General features: G+C 55.5%; 18 protein-coding genes. 11 read left to right on the forward strand and 7 right to left on the reverse strand.

Features of this window, described 5'->3' with window-relative positions; translation table 11 throughout:
• The first annotated feature begins 10 nt into the window (after positions 1-10).
• Positions 11-1,303, forward strand: coding sequence for a nicotinate phosphoribosyltransferase (gene pncB / locus BVC71_RS08085; RefSeq protein WP_086451119.1), 1,293 nt, complete (start codon positions 11-13; stop codon positions 1,301-1,303).
• A 723-nt stretch (positions 1,304-2,026) separates the two neighbouring features.
• On the opposite strand, the gene arfB is transcribed toward pncB, so the two are convergent.
• From arfB to BVC71_RS08110, 5 genes are all read right to left on the reverse strand, one after another.
• Positions 2,027-2,437, reverse strand: coding sequence for an alternative ribosome rescue aminoacyl-tRNA hydrolase ArfB (gene arfB, locus BVC71_RS08090; protein ID WP_086451120.1), 411 nt, complete (start codon positions 2,435-2,437; stop codon positions 2,027-2,029).
• A gap of 345 nt (positions 2,438-2,782) precedes the next feature.
• Complete coding sequence (locus tag BVC71_RS08095; RefSeq protein WP_086451121.1) at positions 2,783-3,622, reverse strand: esterase-like activity of phytase family protein; 840 nt, start codon at positions 3,620-3,622, stop codon at positions 2,783-2,785.
• A gap of 3 nt (positions 3,623-3,625) precedes the next feature.
• The gene (gene mepA, locus BVC71_RS08100) at positions 3,626-4,525 is read right to left on the reverse strand and encodes a penicillin-insensitive murein endopeptidase (protein WP_086451122.1); all 900 of its coding nucleotides are present in this window, start codon (positions 4,523-4,525) and stop codon (positions 3,626-3,628) included.
• Positions 4,510-5,892, reverse strand: a complete 1,383-nt coding sequence (locus tag BVC71_RS08105) for an MFS transporter (RefSeq protein ID WP_086451123.1) — start codon at positions 5,890-5,892, stop codon at positions 4,510-4,512. The genes mepA and BVC71_RS08105 overlap by 16 nt, the downstream gene beginning before the upstream one ends.
• A 75-nt stretch (positions 5,893-5,967) precedes the next feature.
• Positions 5,968-6,504, reverse strand: a complete 537-nt coding sequence (locus BVC71_RS08110) for an acyl-CoA thioesterase (RefSeq protein ID WP_086451124.1) — start codon at positions 6,502-6,504, stop codon at positions 5,968-5,970.
• Positions 6,505-6,633: 129 nt separating this feature from the next.
• Here BVC71_RS08110 and BVC71_RS08115 point away from each other — a divergent pair, with 129 nt between their 5' ends.
• On the forward strand, positions 6,634-6,921 hold the full coding sequence (locus BVC71_RS08115) for a YggT family protein (protein WP_086451125.1): 288 nt from the start codon (positions 6,634-6,636) through the stop codon (positions 6,919-6,921).
• A gap of 128 nt (positions 6,922-7,049) precedes the next feature.
• On the forward strand, positions 7,050-9,083 hold the full coding sequence (gene recQ / locus BVC71_RS08120; protein WP_086451126.1) for a DNA helicase RecQ: 2,034 nt from the start codon (positions 7,050-7,052) through the stop codon (positions 9,081-9,083).
• Here the strand turns inward: recQ and BVC71_RS08125 are convergent.
• Positions 9,080-10,525, reverse strand: a complete 1,446-nt coding sequence (locus BVC71_RS08125) for a sensor histidine kinase (protein WP_086451127.1) — start codon at positions 10,523-10,525, stop codon at positions 9,080-9,082. The genes recQ and BVC71_RS08125 overlap by 4 nt on opposite strands.
• Positions 10,525-11,262, reverse strand: a complete 738-nt coding sequence (locus BVC71_RS08130; RefSeq protein WP_086451128.1) for a response regulator transcription factor — start codon at positions 11,260-11,262, stop codon at positions 10,525-10,527. Before BVC71_RS08130 ends, BVC71_RS08125 begins: the two co-directional genes overlap by 1 nt.
• A 210-nt stretch (positions 11,263-11,472) precedes the next feature.
• Here BVC71_RS08130 and BVC71_RS08135 point away from each other — a divergent pair, with 210 nt between their 5' ends.
• The 8 genes from BVC71_RS08135 (at position 11,473) to BVC71_RS08170 (ending at position 20,539) form a co-directional block, all read left to right on the forward strand.
• Entirely contained in the window at positions 11,473-12,717 is a 1,245-nt protein-coding gene (locus BVC71_RS08135) for an ABC transporter substrate-binding protein (RefSeq protein ID WP_086451129.1), read from the forward strand.
• A gap of 65 nt (positions 12,718-12,782) precedes the next feature.
• Positions 12,783-13,658 (forward strand): carbohydrate ABC transporter permease, encoded by an 876-nt coding sequence (locus BVC71_RS08140; protein WP_086451130.1) that lies wholly within the window; start codon positions 12,783-12,785, stop codon positions 13,656-13,658.
• Positions 13,651-14,541, forward strand: coding sequence for a carbohydrate ABC transporter permease (locus BVC71_RS08145; protein ID WP_086451131.1), 891 nt, complete (start codon positions 13,651-13,653; stop codon positions 14,539-14,541). Before BVC71_RS08140 ends, BVC71_RS08145 begins: the two co-directional genes overlap by 8 nt.
• Before the next feature lie 5 nt (positions 14,542-14,546).
• A complete protein-coding gene (locus tag BVC71_RS08150) occupies positions 14,547-15,644 on the forward strand; it encodes an ABC transporter ATP-binding protein (protein ID WP_086451132.1) in 1,098 nt (365 codons plus the stop codon).
• A 101-nt stretch (positions 15,645-15,745) separates the two neighbouring features.
• Positions 15,746-16,525 carry a peroxide stress protein YaaA gene (gene yaaA, locus BVC71_RS08155; RefSeq protein ID WP_086451133.1) on the forward strand — a complete coding sequence of 260 codons (780 nt, stop codon included), beginning with the start codon at positions 15,746-15,748 and terminating at the stop codon, positions 16,523-16,525.
• A 3-nt stretch (positions 16,526-16,528) separates the two neighbouring features.
• On the forward strand, positions 16,529-17,182 hold the full coding sequence (locus BVC71_RS08160; RefSeq protein WP_086451134.1) for an ABC transporter ATP-binding protein: 654 nt from the start codon (positions 16,529-16,531) through the stop codon (positions 17,180-17,182).
• A complete protein-coding gene (locus BVC71_RS08165) occupies positions 17,179-19,533 on the forward strand; it encodes an FtsX-like permease family protein (RefSeq protein WP_086451135.1) in 2,355 nt (784 codons plus the stop codon). Before BVC71_RS08160 ends, BVC71_RS08165 begins: the two co-directional genes overlap by 4 nt.
• A complete protein-coding gene (locus BVC71_RS08170) occupies positions 19,523-20,539 on the forward strand; it encodes a lipocalin-like domain-containing protein (protein ID WP_086451136.1) in 1,017 nt (338 codons plus the stop codon). The genes BVC71_RS08165 and BVC71_RS08170 overlap by 11 nt, the downstream gene beginning before the upstream one ends.
• The last annotated feature ends 9 nt before the right edge of the window (positions 20,540-20,548 follow it).

Below are 20,548 nucleotides of genomic sequence, written 5' to 3' on the forward strand. Positions count from 1 at the left end.
GGAACGCACCATGGTTGATATCGCGACCCGAGTTTGGAACCACAAATGGAAGATCGATCCGATCGTCCGGTCCTTGATCGATACTGATTTCTATAAACTGCTGATGTGTCAGTCGGTGTTCCGCAACAAACGCGACACGCAGGTTACGTTCAGCCTGATCAACCGCGCCAAACACATCCGCCTTGCCGATATGATCGACGAAGGCGAATTGCGCGAACAGCTGGATCACGTGCGGTCCCTGTCGCTGACGCGCGGAGAATCCACGTGGCTGCGCGGGAACACGTTCTACGGAAAACGCCAGATGTTCCGCCCCGATTTTATGGAGTGGTTCGAAAACCTGCGCTTGCCCGACTACCATCTGGAAAAACGAGACGGCCAATATGAACTGACCTTCGAAGGCACCTGGCCCGAGGTGATGCTCTGGGAAATCCCCGCCCTTGCCATCCTGATGGAGCTGCGGTCGCGCGCCGTGCTGAACACCATGGGGAAATTCGAACTTCAGGTGCTATACGCCCGCGCGATGACCAAGCTGTGGGAAAAGGTGCAGTCCCTGCGAGAAATTCCCGACCTGAAACTGGCCGATTTTGGCACCCGCCGCCGCCATTCCTATCTGTGGCAGGATTTCTGCGTTCAGGCCCTGATCGAAGGGCTGGGCGATAAATTCACGGGCACGTCGAACTGCTCCATCGCCATGCACCGCGACCTAGAGGCGATCGGCACAAACGCTCACGAACTGCCCATGGTCTATGCCGCGCTGGCCCGTGATGACGCCGCGCTGCGCAATGCGCCCTATGACGTGCTGGCCGATTGGCAAGAAGAACACGATGGCAATCTGCGCATCATCTTACCCGACACCTACGGGACCAAGGGGTTTCTGGACGGCGCGCCCGATTGGCTGGCGGGCTGGACGGGCATCCGTATCGACAGCGGAGACCCCGCAACAGCCGCCGAAACCGCGATTCAGTGGTGGAAAGACCGGGGCGAAGACCCGACGCAAAAGCTCATTATCTTTTCGGATGGGCTGGACGTGCAGAAAATCCACGAACTATCGGATCAATTCCGAGGGCGCGTCCGCGCGTCATTCGGGTGGGGCACAATGCTGACCAATGATTTCATCGGCCTGACCCCTAACGACGCGCTCGCCCCATTTAGTCTGGTCTGCAAAGCGGTGTCCGCCAACGGCCACCCCACCGTCAAACTCAGCGACAACCCCAACAAAGCCATGGGCCCCACAGACGAAGTCGCCCGTTATAAAAGCGTGTTCGGGGTAGGGGAGCAGGAAAAATTCGAAGTTAGGGTTTAGTGCGAGAGCCGTAAGGCAGCTCTCGCGAAGTCGAACTATTTCGACTTTTTTATGGTCTCAACAACATGAGTGCTTTTATGTTGTTGGGCTTTCTTTACCGTTGTGAAGCGGCCTGTTTTCGCACTTCTTCCAACCTTAAAAGTCTTTTTAGCCATCGGCGTTCCTTTCGAAAGGCGTTGCAAATGGCCAAGTTTTCCGACAGAATCTTAGTGCTACCGAAGATTGACGGGCAACTTGGCCTGTTGTTTTCACCACGAGGGCTAGTTCATAAGAGCTAGCCTTCTTGGCCTCTATCGGTCCGACATTGCTGATCGGGGTGAAGCTGCCGTAGAGGTTTTACTAATAACTTCATATCGTTCCTTTCCGTGGATACCCTGAGTACATTTTCGTACGCCAGTGGGTTCACGGCATAAGCTTGAGACAAGATCTTAATTACGGCAAGGTTGTTTTTGGACTTATCGTCCCAAAAAGCACATCGGATTAATCACCCAAATGTTCCTGTATTGTTCTGCGACTTTTGGGCGGCATTTATTTTGGTATCAATTTCAGGGCGTTAACTATCTGAGCGGGCAGAATACTGGCAGATATGCGTTTCTATGATGCCTGCTAAGCGCATCTCGACTCTGATGCGATTAACAATATGATGTGTTTGTTTCATCGCTATTTGCGATATTTTGTGTGCCCACCTGAAGTGTGATGCGAATCGATGATGGGCACGGCTGGTCAGATTCCACGCCTTAACGCCTTAACCTCCCCCCGACGTTTCTTCTCGTCCAGACGTCTCCGCACCGATCCTTTGGTCGGCTTAGTCGCGATGCGGCGTTTGGGGGTGTGGGTGGCTTTGGTGATCATTTCGGACAGGCGTTCGCGGGCGATCTCTCGGTTTCGGGCTTGGGACCGCGTGTCCTGAACAAACAGGACAATCGCGCCGTCGTTCGTCCATTTGCTGCCCGCGATGCGGCGTAGGCGGCGTTTAACAGGATCGGGTAGGAACGGGCTGCGTTCGGCCTCAAACCGTAGCTCAACAGCCGTGGACACTTTGTTCACGTTCTGACCGCCCGGGCCAGAGGATCGCACGAACTGTTCCGTCAGTTCCCAATCCTGAATGGTTATCGTGTCCGTGACCTGCAACATGGCCCTTATGTATCGCGTTTGCGCCAAATTAAAAGGACCGCCGAGGCGATCGGCGATCCTTCGAAAGTTCAGGAGGTGGGTGTGGTTAGGAACGTCCCACCTGAGGTTTTGAGCCGTCCGAGGGGCTGCCCTAGACGATCGCCCCCCAAGCTGTCCCGACACCATTCTCCAATACCTTTCTCGACACTGGATCACCTCCTTTCAATGAGTTTCGCCTGTAAGTTAAGGGTGGCACAGATGTCGTGTTTGTCAAAACTTTTTCCACAAAGGATTGTGAAATTTTTCCGAAACTGCCGCAGAAATAGGCATGGTTTTTGCCAGAGTGTTACCCAAAAGGGCGCGAAATCAGTCCAAAAGCCTATATTCGACGATCATGGTGGGCAAAAATGTCTGGCCGTTGTCCGACACCATGGTCAGGCGGGTTGCGCCTGTGTCGTCTTGCCAAACGGCGATGCCTTCGAGGTTAGAGTGGGTTCCAAAAGCGCTTTGCATGACGGTTTCGCCATTGCCGTTCATGTCGAACCTGCGAACACGGCTGCGAAATCCGATGCCCAGAAAATCACGTTCTAGAACATATAGCAGGCCATCTGGCCCGAAATCCGCACCCGTGATCAGGAATGAATCCGTGCGCGGGATGACAAAGGCAATGTCCCAATCAGAGATGTAGCGATAGACGGGAAAAGGTTCATCGTATCTGCCCGACCGTTCGGGGATCGTGTAGATCGCGCCGTCGGGGCCGGTTGCCAGCGCTTCTAGCCCTGCGTTGGGTTGAAATGTCTGGAAGGCATCGAAAACCGGATTGGCCTGCGCTTCAGATGTGATCGATGGATAATACCAAACACGTCCCCAGTTTTCGAAACTGACATGGAAGCCACCCTCTGGGGCAAAGGAAATGCCCTCGGCATCGGCTAGGCGATTTTTCAGTGGGTCGCCCGCGTCGTCCAAAAGTGCGGCTTGTTGCGCGATCGTCAGTCCCGTTATGCTGTCGCCTGCGCGGATAATGGTGCCTTCGAATGCGACACCGCGATCCGTGACCATGACAAAGGTTGCGCCATCATCGCGTAGATCAATGGCGGATAGTTCGGCTGTTTGTTCCAAAGGGATGGCTGTTTCCGATAGCAGAGCCGCGTCGGAAAAACAGGGTGCGGCCCAGATAAGGGCCGCAAGAGTTGTTAAAATACGCATGTTTTATTGAGCAGCCACGGCCCCGCACTGCGCTGGTAGATCGGCCATAGTGAGCGGGCCGCGCGGCGTTGATGGAGTGGCGTTCGGGTTTGGTGGAGGTGGATTAAGGATACGATCAACCCAGCCTTGAGCTTCTTCACAGCCATCGCCAGGTGGGGGCGGGGCTTGATCAACGCAGGTGGCATCGCCTTCGGGGCAGCTAAGTCGTACGTGGAAATGATAGTGGTGGCCCCACCATGGGCGAATTTTCCGTAGCCAGCTACGGTCGCCTGTGGCGCTATTGCACATCTCAACTTTGGCGCCAGGGAACACGAAAATGCGGGCGACACGGGGGTCGCTTGCTGCGGCGCGCAGCAAGGCTTCGTGCTGTGGGGTCCAATCGTCGTTGGTGAACGCACCGCTGGCGCGACGCATCGAAATCGACGAAATGTTTTCGCGTTCTGTTTCCGTCAAATCCAGTTGGTTCGGCGGTAGCATCCAGATGTCGACGTCCAGACCGATTTGGTGGCTGGCATGACCTGTCAACATTGGGCCGCCGCGTGGTTGGCTCATATCGCCAACGTAAAGGCCATCCCATCCGTCCAAGGTAGCGGCGAATTTACTGAGGTCTTCGATGAAATCGACCAGCTCTGGTTGGCCCCAGTTGCGGTTTCGGCTGAGGCGCATCGCTTGCCATGTTGTGCCCGTTTCGGCCAACTGTTCTGCACCTGACTGACACCCGCGGGCGTAGGATCCGATTGCTTCGGATGGGCCATGGTTGGCTTCGGGGATATAGCCGAAAACATCTTTGGCGATGCGGGGGTCATTTATGGTCTGCGATGAAACCACGGATGCTGTTTGGCTTTCTGTTTTACATGCAGAAAGCGATAGTAACGCAAGTACCAGTGCTAATGCGCGGACCATTCTGCTCGATCTCCTTCGCTGTTAACCCAGCGTAGCATCAACATGCCCAAAAGGAAAAGCACGATCACCGGCACAAACCCAAGTTGTACGTTTCCGGTCAAATAGGTGACGATCCCAATCAGCATTGGTGCCAAAAATGCAGTGGCCTTACCCGTCAGTGCGAATAGGCCGAACGCTTCGGCAGGGCGGCTTGGGTCGGTGTGGCGCACCATCATAGAGCGCGACGACGCATATAGTGCGCCGCCTGCCCCGCCGATTGCGGACCCGCAAATCAGGAAAATGATATCAGGTAGGTTTGACCCTGGTGCCAAAGCGATTGGGCCGATGTGTTCGCGGTTCATGGACACGATAACGATACAGACCAGTACAAGGACTGAAACGGTCGTTTTGATGACTGGTTTGGGACCAATTTTCTGATCAAAGCGCCCGCCGATATATGTCGCAATGGCGGCAGTGATTGCACCGATAATACCAAAGATGCCGACTTGCATCGTTTCCCAATCCAGCACCAGCGTCGCGTAGACGCCGCCAAAGGCATACAGCGCATTTAGCGCGTCGCGGTACAGCATGGATCCCAAAAGAAAGCTCGACAGGCTGCGGCTGTCCAAGACACCTTTGATCGTTGATTTCAGATCGCGGAATACCACAACTAAATTAACGCGGCGGGTCGGCGCATCGCGTTTATCACGAACCCACAGGAAAAACGGGATCATGAAAACGGCGTACCAGATGGCGATAAACGGTCCCACAGCGCGCGTGCCCTCGTTTTGAGAGGCATCCAGAAGGCCGAACGCTGGCTCCAGCTCTAGCAGCATTGTTTTGCCGTTCGTATCGACAAAGAACAGCAACAGAATGAATAGCGATAGAACGCCGCCCCAATAGCCGAAGGCGGCGCCTGATCCTGAAATGCGGCCAACCTCTTTGTCGTTGCCAAGGGACGGTAGGATGGCATTCGTAAAGTTCAGCGCAGATTCAGCGGCAAAGAAACCGACGTAGAAAATGACCAGTGTAAACGCCAGTCGTGATCCATCAGGTGTCAGGCCCCATAACATCCATGTCGCGACGACATAAATGACCGAAAAGAACGCGATCCATGGGATTTTTCGGCCCGATAAATCCGCCCAAGCGCCCAATATCGGGGCGGTGATCGCAATGACTAGACCCGCAACAGATTGCCCCAGCGACCACATCGATTGTGCGTTTGCTTTGGCCTGATCAATCGGCGCGCCGCTGTTTAGGAAATAATCCGTGGCAACAGCTGCAAAGTAGGGGCCGAAAATGAACGTCAGGCCTAGCGTGTAGATGGGCTGCGATGCCCAATCAAAGGCCATCCATCCCCAAATGCGTTTCTTTTGTACCGATGCCATGACGTCCTCCTGCCTTGCAGGGGTTAGATCATCGAACGGTCAAATCTGGCAAGTGGTTGATTATGCGAAAATCATTTAGTCTTGCATCGGGGGCCATGGGCGTTGCGTTTCTGCCGCGCTCCATGCTGCGATCCAGTCAGGCATGTCAGGCGATGGGCCGGTATGTCCCATTTCGGCGGCAACCAAAGCAGGATTGACGATGCCGTTCTTGTCCGTCAGCGCGGCGCGGATCAAAACGTGGCTGGCGCATTCGCCGTTCCTTTTCCACATGCTTTGTTCCAGATACATAAATTTGTCGTCCCAGCACACAGCGCGGGTTTTCATTGTGAATCGATCAAACAGTCGGATGCGGCGGCGATAGCGCGGGCATGATCCGGCAACAGTCAGGCCCCAGCCTTTCTTTTTCAGGACGTCCAATAATTCAGAGGACTGACCCAAAACCATCCGTCCGATATCGTACAAAGTCAGCGTACGGCCGTTATTCAGTTCCCAAAAGATATCCAAATCCCACGGCCAGCAGATGTGATGCGTTTCCATGATATCCCCGAAATTCGGCTTTGGATCGTTGCGGTGCAAAAACATCTGATAAAGAATGCGGGGTAGCGGATACATGGTGCCAACCTGTGAATTAGAATGCGGGTAACGTGACATGCCGCGCGGCCGCGTCAATCGAAACGTGACGGCAGGGGATTGTCGAAAGCGCTCTGTGCTATTACCTGAGGGCCAACGAAAGGAATCCAGATGACTTCGATCTTTCAAATTCTGCTGATGCTGCTTGGCGTTGCGCAATTCATCATCTTTGCCCACTTCATCATGAGCTGGCTGATCAGTTTTCAGGTGCTGAACATTCGCCAGCCGCTGGTCGCCCAAATCTGGTACGGCCTAGAGCGTATTCTTGAGCCCATCTATCGCCCGCTGCGGAATATTCTGCCGAATATGGGCGGGCTGGATCTGTCGCCACTTGTGGCATTGCTGGGTATTCAGGCGATCGAAATCATCCTGCGCAACAACGCTGGATTGTTTTACTAATTTCACCCACTGATCGTCGGCGTTCTTGGCCCGATATTTGATGCGCAATGAGGCATGTGGGGTTGCTGCGGCGGCCCCCTTGTGATTCTTATGGGGCAATAAAAACAACCCTACAGGCACAGTTCCGCATGAGCGCTGACACGCTATTACGCGATGTATTTGGATTCGACGGTTTCCGCCCCGGTCAGGGTGAAATCGTGGATGCGGTCGTTGCGGGGCGAAATACGCTGGCCATTATGCCGACAGGCGGCGGTAAATCGCTGTGTTACCAGCTGCCTGCGTTGGTTCGCCCGGGCGTAACGGTTGTTATTTCCCCGCTGATTGCCCTGATGCGCGATCAGGTGCGCGGTCTGCGCGAAGCAGGGGTCGAGGCCGGCGCGCTGACATCCGGCAATACTCAAGAAGAAAATGACGCTGTTTGGCAGGCCATCGAAGAAGGCCGACTAAAGCTGCTGTATATGGCGCCTGAACGTCTGGCATCGGGCGGTGTTCCGCAAATGCTGCGCCGCATTGGCGTTAGCATGATCGCGGTGGACGAAGCACACTGCGTCAGCCAATGGGGCCATGATTTCCGTCCTGATTACCTGCGCATCGGTGAATTGCGCCGCGCGTTGGATGTGCCTTTGGCGGCGTTTACCGCCACGGCAGACGCCGAAACCCGCGCTGAAATCGTTGAAAAACTGTTTGGCGGGGATGCCCCTGTCGAATTCCTGCGTGGTTTTGATCGCCCGAATATCCATCTGGCCTTTGCTGTGAAAAACCAGCCGCGCCAGCAGATCCTTGGTTTTGCCAAAGAACGGCAGGGGCAGTCGGGCATTGTTTATTGCGGCACCCGTGCGAAAACGGAATCCATTGCCGCCGCGCTGCGCGATGCGGGTCATGTCGCCTGCCATTACCACGGCGGGATGGAGGCCGATGACCGCCGCGACGTCGAAGCCCGTTTCCAGCGCGAGGATGGTTTGATCGTCGTTGCGACCGTGGCGTTTGGTATGGGCATCGACAAACCCGATATCCGCTGGGTGGCCCACGCCGATCTGCCTAAATCGATCGAAGCCTATTATCAGGAAATCGGCCGCGCTGGGCGTGATGGGGCGCCTGCGGAAACGCTGACTCTGTTTGGACCTGATGACATCCGTTACCGCCGCCAGCAAATCGACGAAGGATTAGCCCCGCCCGAGCGCCGCATGGCGGATCACGCGCGACTAAATGCGCTGCTGGGTCTGTGCGAGGCGCTGGATTGTCGCCGCAGCACTTTGCTGAATTACTTTGGCGAAACGGGCACGCCCTGCGGCCACTGTGATCTATGCGACAAACCCGCTGATGTGTTCGACGGGACGACACCGGTGCGTATGGCGTTGTCGGCGGCGTTGCGTACGGGCGAAAGTTACGGCGCGGGGCATCTGATCGAAATTCTGGTCGGGTCGGACATCGACCGGATCAAAGAACGCGGTCACGATGCGCTGCCCACCTATGGAGTGGGGAAGGACTATAGCCGCCGCGAATGGCAGGCGATTTTCCGTCAGATGATGGGGCATGATTTGCTGCGCCCCGATCCAGAACGCCACGGTGGTCTGCGCATGACCGAAAAAGCGCGGCCGATCCTGCGCGGCGAAGATACGATCAAACTGCGCCGCGACACGATCAAAGCGGCCAAAACCGGCAACAAAATCAAAATGCTGGTCAGCGAAGACGACGCGCCGCTGCTGTCCGCTCTCAAGGCGAAACGCCGTGCATTGGCCGAAGCTGCCAGCGTGCCAGCCTATATCATTTTCAACGATTCAACGCTGATCGAAATGGCGCAAAAACGTCCGCGTAACTTGGATGATATGGCTGCGATCAGCGGTGTCGGGGCTAAGAAGTTACAAAGCTACGGCGACGCATTCCTGACCGTCATCGCGGGTGAGGCCGAACAACTTCACCCCGCGCGTCGCAAAATGGCAGGCCGCGCCGAAGGGTCAATTTACGATCAATTATTGGCCGTTCAAGCGGACCTGAGCCGCGGCGAAGACGGCACAGGTAAACCGATGACCTGCAGCGCATCGCTATTGGCGAAAGTCGCTAAAATGCGCCCCAACGATATGGGATCAATGCAGCGCGTTTTGGGTGACCGATATGCGGAACGATTTGGCGCTGCGTTTTTGGATGTGATTGGCAACGCTTAAGCGCGTTGGATCGTGATCTGCGCCCGTAAACCGCGCCGCCCGCGAATAAATTCCAACGTCCCGCCATGTTGCTCTGCGACAGCTTCGACAATGGTAAGGCCTAATCCGTAACCATTTACCGATCCTACGTTTGAACCGCGTTGAAACGGGGCGGTCAAAACGGCCATGTCGTCAGGGCCGAACGTGCCTTCGTCTTCGACGATGATCGTTGCGGTTTGGCTATCCGCGATCAGCCCAACGTGGGCGCGGCGGCCGTATTTCAGCGCATTATCAATCAGGTTCGTGATTGCGCGTTGCAGCGACACCATGCGCACCGTGGCCAGCATTTTCTGGGCATCCGGCATATGCGCCATCATGGGGCGTGCAGCAAATACTGAATGGCCTGCTTCGATCTGGGCAGGGGGCTGATCCATCAGCGTGACCGGTTTGTCCATATCTTGATAGTCATCGACGATGGATTGAACCAGTGATGACAATGACACTTTGCGTGGTTCTTCGGCGGACATTTCAGACCGCGTATAAGTCAGTACGCTTTCGATCATGCCCGTCATGTGGTCAATGTCGTGTTCCAGTTTGGAACGCAAATCATGATCAGGGATCAACGCTGCGCGCAGCCTCAGCCGCGTTGCCGGGGTGCCCAAATCATGACTAACGCCTGATAAAACAACGGCTCGATGCGATAGCTGCGCCCGTTCTACAGCAAGATAGCTGTTCACCGCATCCACCATATCGCGCAATTCCATCGGGCCTTCGGTTTGATAGGCTTCGGGCCCGCCCAAACGGCGGCGATTGCGCAGCGCGGCGGCAAAACGTCCGAAAGTCGCGGTCGTATCAACGACCAGCGTGTATAAGATCGCCATGCCTAGCATCGCAATGCCGACTGCGATCAGTCGCAAATCCTTGGGCGCGGTTTGGCATCCCCATAATTCGGTACCATCAATCTTGTACCACGACCTGTTGCCATAAAACGCGTAGATGATGGGTTCGCTGCAATAGCTGGCCAACATGCGCGTGATTTCTGCCATTTTTTGCGGAGCGGTGGCATAGGGGCTGCTGGCGATGGCCGCTGCGCTATATTGCAGGTCGCCCGACACAATAGCGAGAGTAAGGATCTCTCCGGTAAAGCTGTCCCCTGAGTTGGCAAGGATCGACGCATTGGTCACAAATGTTGGCTGCGGCGCATCGGGCATGCGTGCGAATTGGCCCAGATCTGCCAATGCGTTTTCCGCATCTGACAGCGGTGTAATTGTTACCCCTTTGGGCGTAGACCGTTGTTCGCGCAGCGCCTCGTAAACTGCAAATCCAGCCTCGTAGGCGGTTATGAGATGGTTTTGCCACGCCCGTTGTGAATGGTTCCACAACGCGGCGGCGCTCAGCCCGCAAATAAAGGCGGCCAACATCCAGATCAGCGCAAGCGACCGCAAAGGCAGTGAGCGCAGCATCAGGTATCCTCGACGGTGACGTCGACGGAGAGGACATAACCAACACCGCGTTCAGTGCGCAGCATACGCGGGTCTTTTGGTGTCTTTTCGATCTTAGCACGTAGGCGACCCACCAACACGTCAATCGCGCGTCCCGTTGCCTCGGGCGAGGCATCGCCAGAGGCCGTGACATCCAAAGCCGCTGCGATTTCTTCGCGGGTAAGCGGGATGTGGGGGTTCGCCAGTAGAACGTTCAGCAAAGCGGTTTCGCGGCGTGAAAGGGCCACTTGAAATCCGTCAGGGGAAATCACTTCGTCTTTTTTGGCGTTATAGGTCCACCCACCGAAATGGAACGTGCGGGTTTTCCGGCGATACGCCAGCGACGGTGTGCGTTGCGCGCGTTGCAGGACAGCGCGAACGCGGGCCAGTAATAGCTGCGGGTTAAAAGGTTTCGCGATGTAATCATCTGCGCCAACCTCGTATCCAGCCATGCGTTGATGATCTGCGGATAAGGCAGATACCAGAATAATGGGAATATCTTGTTCGCGGCGCAGGTTGGCGCAAATCTCTACGCCGTTTTCGTTGCCCAACATCACGTCCAACAGGATCAGGTCGATCCGTCCGTTTTCAAGGTGCGTCAGGATTTCGTCTTCGGATTGCGCGGGCAGCGCAATAAACCCATTCTGCCGCAAAAACTGCGTCATCATTTGGCGCATATCCGCATCGTCATCGACGACCAGCAGTCGGGGTATTGTCATCCTTGGCTCTCCTCAGGCGCACCTTGGATACGTGCTTTGTAACACTCTGCAACAAAATCAATGGCAACGTAACAGCGTGTAACAAATTGCGTATATTTCGGTATGCATAAGGCGCAAACCCGCCGTTTCAGTGTTGAAAGGGCTGCGCGCAATTCGCCATGATCTGCGGCACCACTGCCTGATAGTTGGGCAGAATCATGGGAGGAAAACATGAAAAAATTCACATTCGCGGCAGCTTCTGCCGTAGCAATCGTCGCATCGGGCGCTGCATTCGCTGAACCACAGGCAGAAGTTCTGCACTGGTGGACGTCGGGCGGCGAAGCGAAGTCCGTAGCTGTTCTGCAAGAAGAATTCGCTGCAAACGGCGGCACCTGGACCGACATGCCTGTAGCAGGCGGCGGCGGCGACGCTGCGATGACCGCACTGCGCGCACGTGTTCTGTCGGGCAACGCACCGACCGCTGTTCAGCTGAAAGGCCCAGCGATCCAAGAATGGTACGAAGAAGGCGTTCTGGCTGACATTTCGGCAGTTGCCGAAGCAGAAAACTGGGCGAACCTGCTGCCCGCATCGATCGCAGCGCACATGCAGTGCGAAGGCAGCTGGTGTGCAGCACCTGTTAACGTACACCGCGTTGACTGGATCTGGGCAAACGCTGACATCCTAGAAGCCAACGGCATCGAAATGCCAACCACTTGGGACGAATTCAACGCAGCAGCAGAAAAACTGCAGGCGGCTGGCATCACCCCACTGGCACACGGTGGCCAGGCTTGGCAGGACGCAACCGTATTCGAAACCGTTGTTCTGGGCGTAGGTGGTCCTGAATTCTTCCACAAAGCGCTGGTTGAACTGGATCAGGACGCGCTGACTTCGGACACGATGGTTGCTGTATTCGACCAGATGCGCACCATGCGCGGCTATGTCGACGACAACTTCTCGGGTCGTGACTGGAACCTGGCAACTGCAATGGTCATGAACGGCGAAGCGGCGTTCCAGATCATGGGTGACTGGGCCAAAGGCGAATTCATGGCTGCTGGCAAAGTTCCAGGCGAAGATTTCCTATGCGCATCGACCCCAGGTGACGGTTACCTGTACAACGTAGACAGCTTTGCGATGTTCGACGTTGACGGTGACGACAAAGTTGCTGGTCAGGCTCTGCTGGCAGAACTGATCATGGGCCCGAACTTCCAAGAGGTTTTCAACCTGAACAAAGGTTCGATCCCAGCACGTACCGACGTTGATCTGGCTGCATTCGACGTGTGCGCGCACACTTCGGCAGAAGACATGTCGGGCACGTCCGAGCGCGGTTCGCTGCTGCCATCCTATGCACACGGCATGGCGCTGCGCGGCGCACAATCGGGCGCAATCACTGATGTTGTGACTGCACACTTCAACTCTGACATGTCGTCGGCTGACGCTGTTCAGATGCTGGCAGACGCTGTCGCAAACTCGATGTAATCCATCCCTCCCTAATCCCGCCCGGCGTCATGCTGGGCGGGGTTTTCTATTAACGGAGACACCCCATGTCAGAATGGCTTGAACGCCATGTCCCCAAGGTGGTGCTGGCCCCGTCCTTTGTGGCGATCCTCTTTTTCGTATATGGCTTTATCGCATGGACAGCGTGGGTTTCGCTGACCCGTTCGCGCCTAATGCCGAAATACGACATCGAAGGTTTCATCCAGTACGAACGCCTGTTTGCTGCGCCGCGTTGGGACACGGCCATGAACAACCTGTTCATTTTTGGTACCCTTTTCATCGTTATCTCGATGATCCTAGGCCTTTTGTTGGCGATCCTTCTGGATCAAAAAATCCGCACCGAAGGCGTGATCCGCACCATCTATCTGTACCCGATGGCGCTATCGATGATCGTAACCGGTACCGCATGGAAGTGGATCCTGAACCCAGGCCTAGGCATCGAAGCCATGGTGCGCGGCTGGGGTTACGAAGATTTCAAATTCGATTGGCTCGTGAATAGCGATTTGGCCATCTACACCGTTGTTATTGCGGGTGTTTGGCAGTCGTCCGGTTTTGTTATGGCGCTGTTCCTTGCAGGTCTGCGTTCCGTAGACGGCGAAATCATCAAAGCGGCCCAAGTCGACGGCATTCCAACATGGCGCATCTATTCGGCGATCATCATTCCGTCGATGGCTCCGATTTTCTTGTCCGCGTTCATCGTGCTGTCGCACCTTGCGATCAAATCGTTCGATCTGGTTATCGCGCTGACGGGCGGCGGACCAGGTTACGCGACTGACCTGCCTGCGACTTACATGTACGCAATGGCGTTTTCGCGCGGTGACATCGGTCAGGCGGCATCCTCGGCCATGATCATGATGGCTGTCGTGTTCGCGATTGTTGTGCCTTACCTGTATTCCGAGCTGAGGGCGGCGAAAAATGACTGATATGACTGTCACCAACGCCCGCAGTGGCGGGCTGAGCAAGATCGCTCTGCGCTGGATCCTGTACATCCTGCTAGGCATCTTTGCGCTGTATTACCTGATGCCGCTTTTCGTGATGTTGACCACATCGCTGAAAAGCTTGGACGAAATCCGCACTGGTTCGCTGGTGGCCCTACCGCGCGATGTCACGTTTGACGCGTGGCGCACCGCATGGTCGGGCGCATGTACCGGCATCCAGTGCGAAGGCCTCCAGCCTTATTTCTGGAACTCGGTTCTGATTGCGGTGCCAGCGGTTATGATTTCCACCCTATTGGGTGCGATGAACGGCTATGTCGTTGCACAATGGAGATTCAAAGGCGCAAACATCATCTTTTCGCTGATGCTGTTCGGTTGCTTTATCCCGTTTCAGGTTGTTCTGCTGCCGATGGCAACCACGCTGGGCAAACTGGGCCTTGCGGGTACCATCCCGGGGCTGATTTTCGTGCACGTGGTTTATGGTTTGGGCTTTACCACCCTTTTCTTCCGCAACTACTACGTCACGATCCCACAGGAATTGGTCAAAGCGGCCAAAGTCGACGGCGCGGGATTCTTCCGCATCTTCTGGTCGATCTTTCTGCCACTGTCGCTGCCGATCATCGTTGTGACCGTCATTTGGCAGTTCACACAGATCTGGAACGACTTCTTGTTCGGCGTTTCGTTCTCTCAGGCGGGGACGCAGCCGATCACCGTGGCCCTGAACAATATCGTTAACTCCACCACGGGCGTGAAAGAATACAACGTCGATATGGCCGCTGCCATCATCGCCGCTCTTCCTACGCTTCTCGTTTACGTCGTGGCTGGCAAATACTTCATCCGCGGTCTGACCGCTGGTTCCGTAAAAGGATAATCCCGATGGCTCCTATTCTGGATATCAAAAACCTGAAAAAGAATTACGGTTCGACCGAAATTCTGAAAGACATCAACGTGTCGATCGAGCCGGGCGACTTCCTGGTGCTGGTTGGCCCATCGGGCTGCGGTAAATCCACCCTGCTGAACTGTATCGCAGGTCTGGAACCGATCACCGGCGGATCGATTAGCATCGCAGGTCAGGACATGACCGAGGTGTCGCCAAAGGACCGCAACATCGCAATGGTGTTCCAGTCCTACGCGCTATACCCGACCATGTCGGTTGCCAAAAACATCACTTTTGGCATGAAAGTGCGCGGTGTGGATCAAGCGACCCAAGACAAAAAACTGCAAGAAGTCGCAGCGCAGTTGCAGATCGAACAGCTGCTGAACCGTCGTCCGGGTCAGTTGTCGGGCGGTCAGCGTCAGCGTGTTGCCATGGGCCGCGCATTGGTTCGTGACCCTGCGCTGTTCCTGTTCGACGAACCTTTGTCCAACCTAGACGCCAAACTGCGCGTCGAAATGCGGACCGAGATCAAGAAACTGCACCAGAACCTGAACGCGTCGATGGTTTACGTGACCCACGACCAGATCGAAGCGATGACTCTGGCGACCAAGATCGTTGTGATGAAAGGCGGCGTGATCCAGCAAATCGGATCGCCTGCGGAAATCTACAACCGTCCTGCAAACCTGTTCGTAGCTGATTTCATGGGCTCGCCTGCGATGAACCTGATCCCTGCGAAAACCCGTGCAAACGGCGGCGCGACCGAAATCGTGATCGACCGTCCAGCGGCAGAGCCTTTGGTTCTGAAAGACACGCAGAACGCCAATTTGCCTGCGGACGTAATTCTGGGCCTGCGCCCCGAAGACATTGCCGAGGCTGGCTATCGTTCGGGCGACAACGTTCAGACGGCAGACTGCATGGTCGAAATGGTCGAACCTGCGGGCGCGGATACCTATGTTGTGTCGCACTTGGGCGGCAAACAGGTCACTGCACGCCTGCACGCAGAAACCACCGCAACGCCGGGCGCAGCACTGCCAATGGCGTTCGACCTTAGCAAAGTCAGCTATTTCGCCCCAGAAACCGGTGCGCGACTGAACTGATTTCCGCTTTTGTGCGTAATGATAGGGCAGGGTCTATTGATCCTGCCCTTTTGTTTTTGGACCCGAATGCTAGGTTCTGCGCGGAAGTAAGGAGATCAGGAATGCTAATCGTCGTATCGCCCGCAAAATCGTTGGATTTGTCGCCTGTTGACATCGAAACCACCGACATCATGTTCCCCAAAGAGGCGCTAAGCCTTGCCAAAACCGCGCGGAACCTGACGCTGGGCGATCTAAAATCCCTGATGTCCATTTCCGACAATCTGGCAAAATTGAACCGCGATCGGTTCAAGGCCTACACCGAAACGCCAGATGCTGACGCGGTTAAGGCGGCCGTCTACGCCTTCGACGGCGATACCTACAAAGGGTTAGAGGCAAAAACGCTGGACGAAGACGACATCAAGTGGGCCCAAGACCACCTGCGCATTCTGTCGGGCATGTACGGCCTGCTGCGCCCGCTCGACGCGATGCAGCCCTACCGATTGGAAATGGGCAGCAAACTGAAAACCCGCCGCGGTAAAAATCTGTACGAATACTGGGGCGATCAGATTGCCAAGACCCTGAATACCGAAGCCGAGGCGATTGGCACCGACATTCTGGTCAACTGCGCGAGCCAAGAATATTTCCACGCCGCAGACACCAAGGCGCTGAAACTGCGCGTGATCACGCCGCAGTTCTATGAAATCAAAGACGGCAAAGCGAAAATCGTCAGCTTTTTCGCCAAACGTGCGCGCGGTGCGATGGCCCGCTACATCATTGAAAACCGCCTGACCGATGCCGAAGCGATCAAAGGCTTTGCCACGGGCGGCTATGCCTATGACGCGGACCTGTCGGATGGTGACACTTGGGCCTTTAGCCGCGCGTATCCAGATACCAAGGATTGATAGATGCTGTCGGTCCGTGATCTGCGCAAATCATATGCCTTAGGTGGGCAGACGTTGCAGATTTTGCAGGGCGTGTCGTTTGATCTGGCCGCTGGCGAAACGCTGGCACTGACGGGCGAATCCGGCAGCGGCAAAAGCACGATCCTGCATTTGGTCGGCGGACTGGATCGCCCTGACGCCGGGCAGGTTGTGATCGACGGACGTGATATTGGCGCGATGTCCGATAAACAGCAGGCGCAATTGCGGCGAACAACGCTGGGCATTGTGTTTCAGCAATTCAACCTGATCCCATCATTGACGGTGGCCGATAACATTGCGTTTCAGGCGCGATTGGCGAGGCGCCACGACCCCAGCTATGCGGCAGATCTGGCATCAGAAATGGGGTTAGCTGATCAACTGACAAAGTACCCAGAACAACTGTCTGGGGGTCAGCAACAGCGTGTTGCAATCGCGCGTTCTTTGGCGGCAAAGCCGAAAATCATTTTGGCGGATGAGCCGACAGGAAATTTGGATGAAACCAGTGCCGACGCCGTGATGGCAGTCATGAACCAGTTGGTTCGTGAAACGGGCACTGCGATGTTGATGGTGACCCATTCCGAAAAGATCGCGCATGCGATGGACCGTCGTCTGCACTTGAGCCATGGGCAGGTGGCATGACCCGTGCGATCTGGTCGGCGGTCCTAAGCCACTGGCGGCGTATGCCGCTGCAGTTGTTTACGCTTGTTATGGGGTTGGCCTTGGCCACCGCGCTGTGGTCGGGCGTTCAGGCCATTAACGCCGAAGCACGGGCAAGCTATGCGGCGGCGTCGGATGAACTGACAGGGGGATTTGATCGGATCGAACGGGCCGATGGTGGTTCCATATCAGTCGACACCTTTGTTGCGTTACGGCGCGCTGGTTGGTTGGTATCGCCAGTCATTGTTGCGGACCTGGATGGCACCCAAGTGGCGGGAATAGACGTCCTGACAATGCCAGATTTTGTTCTGGATGATAGCCAGTCAGTCACGCCCAGTACCCCAACTTTATGGGTTGCGGAAAATGTGAAAATTACGTCGAAAACCGTAACTACCGTTGTTGACGCTGATCTACCGCCCGGTACGGCGGTCGGTGATATAGGTGTTGTTTCTGACCTGACGGGCGCCGATATTTCCTACCTGGTTGTGAACCCAGTTCAGCCTCTGTTTCAAGAAAAATTAGACTCTATTTCGCCTGAACTCGTGATTCTTGAGGCAAGCGGTGAGACTGATATCGCACAGTTGACTGATAGCTTTCACCTGAATCTGACCGCCTTTGGACTGCTATCGTTCGTTGTTGGGATATTTATCGTGCATGGTGCGGTTGGTTTGATCTTTGAACAACGGCGGCCGTTGGTCCGGACCCTGCGGTCAGTTGGGGCACCGTTAGGTCAGATTATCACCGTGATGGCGTTAGAACTGTTGGTGATCGCGATTTTGGCGGGCGCAATTGGTGTGATCCTTGGCTATTTTATTGCGTCTGCCTTGTTGCCTGATGTCGCGGCGACGCTGCGTGGTCTTTACGGGGCAGAGGTTGGCGGCACGCTGACCTTGCGCCCGATATGGTGGATCAGCGGGTTGGGTATCGCCGTCGTGGGGGCAATGATAGCCTCGATCAGGGCTTTGTTATCGATTGCACGTATGCCGATCCTGAAAATTGCCCAACCCCGCAGTTGGGCGATGCAGTCGGGGCGGGGGCAGGTTGTTTTATCTGTGATCGGCATCGGGTTGATCGCCGCGGCTGGGATACTGTCACTATTTGCGACGGGATTGTTGGCAGGCTTTGCAATTTTGGCGGCACTTTTGATTGGTGCCGCGTCATTGGTCCCTGTCGTTTGGACGCTATTTCTAGCGGGTACTGAACGATCTGCGTCTGGCCCTATTGCCAAATGGTTCTGGGCCGATACGCGCCAGCAAATGCCGGGATTATCGCTCGCGTTGGCCGCATTAATGTTGGCGATGGCCGCAAATATCGGTGTGTCGACCATGGTTGGTTCTTTCCGCAACACGTTTCAGGGTTTTCTGGATCAGCGGCTGGCGTCCGAAGTTTATATAGACACTAAATCAGCCGAACAGGGCCAAAATTTTGTTGATTGGGCAGCGGGCCGTGTTGATGCAATCCTTCCGATTGATAAGGCGGACGTGAACATCAGCGGGATTCCAACAGAGCTGTATGGTCCTGTGGCGCACCAGACTTATCGTGATCATTGGGCGTTCTTATCTGCAAAGCAGGACGCGTGGGAAACGATCCATGCGGGCGATGGCGCAGCTATTAACGAACAACTGTCATATCGCGGCGGATATAAGGTTGGTGACGTGATTGTGGTCGCTGGGGTCGCGTTACCGGTTGTTGGCGTCTATGGGGACTACGGAAACCCTATCGGACAAGTGATTATCGGACGCGACCTTTTCTTACAGGCCTATCCCGATAGCGCGGCAACTTCGTTTGGTATCCGTATCGCGCCCGAGCGGATGTCAGAGTTTATGGCCGAAGCGCGGGAAGAATTCGGTTTATCTGGTCAAGACGTCATCGATCAAAACGCGTTGAAAGCCTATTCAATGGAGGTTTTTGAAAGAACCTTTACCGTCACCGCATCGCTAAACGTTCTGACGTTGGGCGTTGCTGGCTTTGCGATCCTGATGTCGTTGTTGACCTTGGCGGGCATGCGATTGCCGCAATTGGCACCTGTCTGGGCGATTGGATTGGACAGGCGCCAATTGGGCTGGATCGAATTGGCCCGCGCTGTGATTTTGGCCATCGGAACGGCCGTCATTGCACTGCCTGTCGGGTTAGCGTTGGCTTGGGTGCTTTTGGCCGTTGTGAATGTGGCCGCCTTTGGATGGCGTTTGCCGATGCAGGTTTTCCCGGTGGATTACGCAGTGTTGGGGATCCAAGCTGTTGTCGCAGCGATCATCGCAGCGATTTGGCCCGCCGTGCGGATCGCGCGCATGCCCCCTGCTGATCTAACAAAGGTATTCGCAAATGAACGTTAAAGCGATCGTGCTGTGCATTTTGCCGATGTGTGCAATGGCTCAGGGGTTTGCTGGGCTGGGTGAAACGGTGGATGGGTTCGCGGTTCCGACCGCGGGATATCAATTCATGTTTCCCGAGGATCACGGCGCGCATCCTGAATTTCGGATCGAATGGTGGTATGTCACAGCCAATCTTACGGGCCCTGACGGGACGCAATACGGCGCGCAATGGACAGTGTTTCGGAACGCGTTAGAGCCTGAAATGGGCACTGGATGGGGCGCGCCCCAGATTTGGCTGGGGCACGCGGCCCTAACCACCCCGACCGATCATTATTATGCAGAACGGTTTGGCAGGTCCGGCATAGGTCAGGCGGGTGCCAAAGATACCTCGCTGGATGTATGGATCGACGAATGGGAACTGACGGACAACCATATGACCGCGCAAGGCGCAGATTGGGCCTATCACCTAGATCTGCAATTCGACGGTCCATTAGTTTTCCACGGCGACAACGGCCTGTCGGTCAAATCCTCGGCTGGTCAGGCGTCCTATTATTATTCGCAGCCATATATCCGTGTTTCAGGTTCTATATTCGTCGATGGCGCTGAAATCCCTGTGATGGGTCAGGCGTGGATGGACCGTGAATGGTCGTCGCAACCGCTGGCCTCTGATCAGTCTGGCTGGGATTGGTTTTCTTTGTCTTTCGATACGGGCGACAAATTGATGGGGTTCCAGTTGCGCGGGACGGATACCTATACATCAGCCAGTTGGATCAGTGCGGACGGAGGCGTAACGGCTTACTCAGATGGCGCGTTTTTAGCCGAACCAATAACGGTACATGAAACCGCAGGCGTAACTTTGCCGGTGGAATGGCGCGTGACCTTGCCCTTGCAAGGGGTAGATGTAATCGTAAACGCAATTAATCCAGATGCTTATCTGCCCGTATCTGTTCCCTATTGGGAAGGCCCCGTCACGGTGACCGGATCACACGGCGGCGTTGGGTATCTGGAAATGACAGGTTACGATTAGAAAGACGCG

The sequence above is a fragment of the Marivivens niveibacter genome, from assembly GCF_002150005.2.
Lineage (GTDB): Bacteria > Pseudomonadota > Alphaproteobacteria > Rhodobacterales > Rhodobacteraceae > Marivivens > Marivivens niveibacter.

What these genes read in the sequence shown, in the direction of transcription:
- pncB (WP_086451119.1), top strand. Translation starts at nt 11, where the DNA reads ATGGTTGATATCGCGACCCGAGTTTGGAACCACAAATGGAAGATCGAT.
- arfB (WP_086451120.1), bottom strand. Translation starts at nt 2,437, where the DNA reads ATGTTGCAGGTCACGGACACGATAACCATTCAGGATTGGGAACTGACG.
- BVC71_RS08095 (WP_086451121.1), bottom strand. Translation starts at nt 3,622, where the DNA reads ATGCGTATTTTAACAACTCTTGCGGCCCTTATCTGGGCCGCACCCTGT.
- mepA (WP_086451122.1), bottom strand. Translation starts at nt 4,525, where the DNA reads ATGGTCCGCGCATTAGCACTGGTACTTGCGTTACTATCGCTTTCTGCA.
- BVC71_RS08105 (WP_086451123.1), bottom strand. Translation starts at nt 5,892, where the DNA reads ATGGCATCGGTACAAAAGAAACGCATTTGGGGATGGATGGCCTTTGAT.
- BVC71_RS08110 (WP_086451124.1), bottom strand. Translation starts at nt 6,504, where the DNA reads ATGTATCCGCTACCCCGCATTCTTTATCAGATGTTTTTGCACCGCAAC.
- BVC71_RS08115 (WP_086451125.1), top strand. Translation starts at nt 6,634, where the DNA reads ATGACTTCGATCTTTCAAATTCTGCTGATGCTGCTTGGCGTTGCGCAA.
- recQ (WP_086451126.1), top strand. Translation starts at nt 7,050, where the DNA reads ATGAGCGCTGACACGCTATTACGCGATGTATTTGGATTCGACGGTTTC.
- BVC71_RS08125 (WP_086451127.1), bottom strand. Translation starts at nt 10,525, where the DNA reads ATGCTGCGCTCACTGCCTTTGCGGTCGCTTGCGCTGATCTGGATGTTG.
- BVC71_RS08130 (WP_086451128.1), bottom strand. Translation starts at nt 11,262, where the DNA reads ATGACAATACCCCGACTGCTGGTCGTCGATGACGATGCGGATATGCGC.
- BVC71_RS08135 (WP_086451129.1), top strand. Translation starts at nt 11,473, where the DNA reads ATGAAAAAATTCACATTCGCGGCAGCTTCTGCCGTAGCAATCGTCGCA.
- BVC71_RS08140 (WP_086451130.1), top strand. Translation starts at nt 12,783, where the DNA reads ATGTCAGAATGGCTTGAACGCCATGTCCCCAAGGTGGTGCTGGCCCCG.
- BVC71_RS08145 (WP_086451131.1), top strand. Translation starts at nt 13,651, where the DNA reads ATGACTGATATGACTGTCACCAACGCCCGCAGTGGCGGGCTGAGCAAG.
- BVC71_RS08150 (WP_086451132.1), top strand. Translation starts at nt 14,547, where the DNA reads ATGGCTCCTATTCTGGATATCAAAAACCTGAAAAAGAATTACGGTTCG.
- yaaA (WP_086451133.1), top strand. Translation starts at nt 15,746, where the DNA reads ATGCTAATCGTCGTATCGCCCGCAAAATCGTTGGATTTGTCGCCTGTT.
- BVC71_RS08160 (WP_086451134.1), top strand. Translation starts at nt 16,529, where the DNA reads ATGCTGTCGGTCCGTGATCTGCGCAAATCATATGCCTTAGGTGGGCAG.
- BVC71_RS08165 (WP_086451135.1), top strand. Translation starts at nt 17,179, where the DNA reads ATGACCCGTGCGATCTGGTCGGCGGTCCTAAGCCACTGGCGGCGTATG.
- BVC71_RS08170 (WP_086451136.1), top strand. Translation starts at nt 19,523, where the DNA reads ATGAACGTTAAAGCGATCGTGCTGTGCATTTTGCCGATGTGTGCAATG.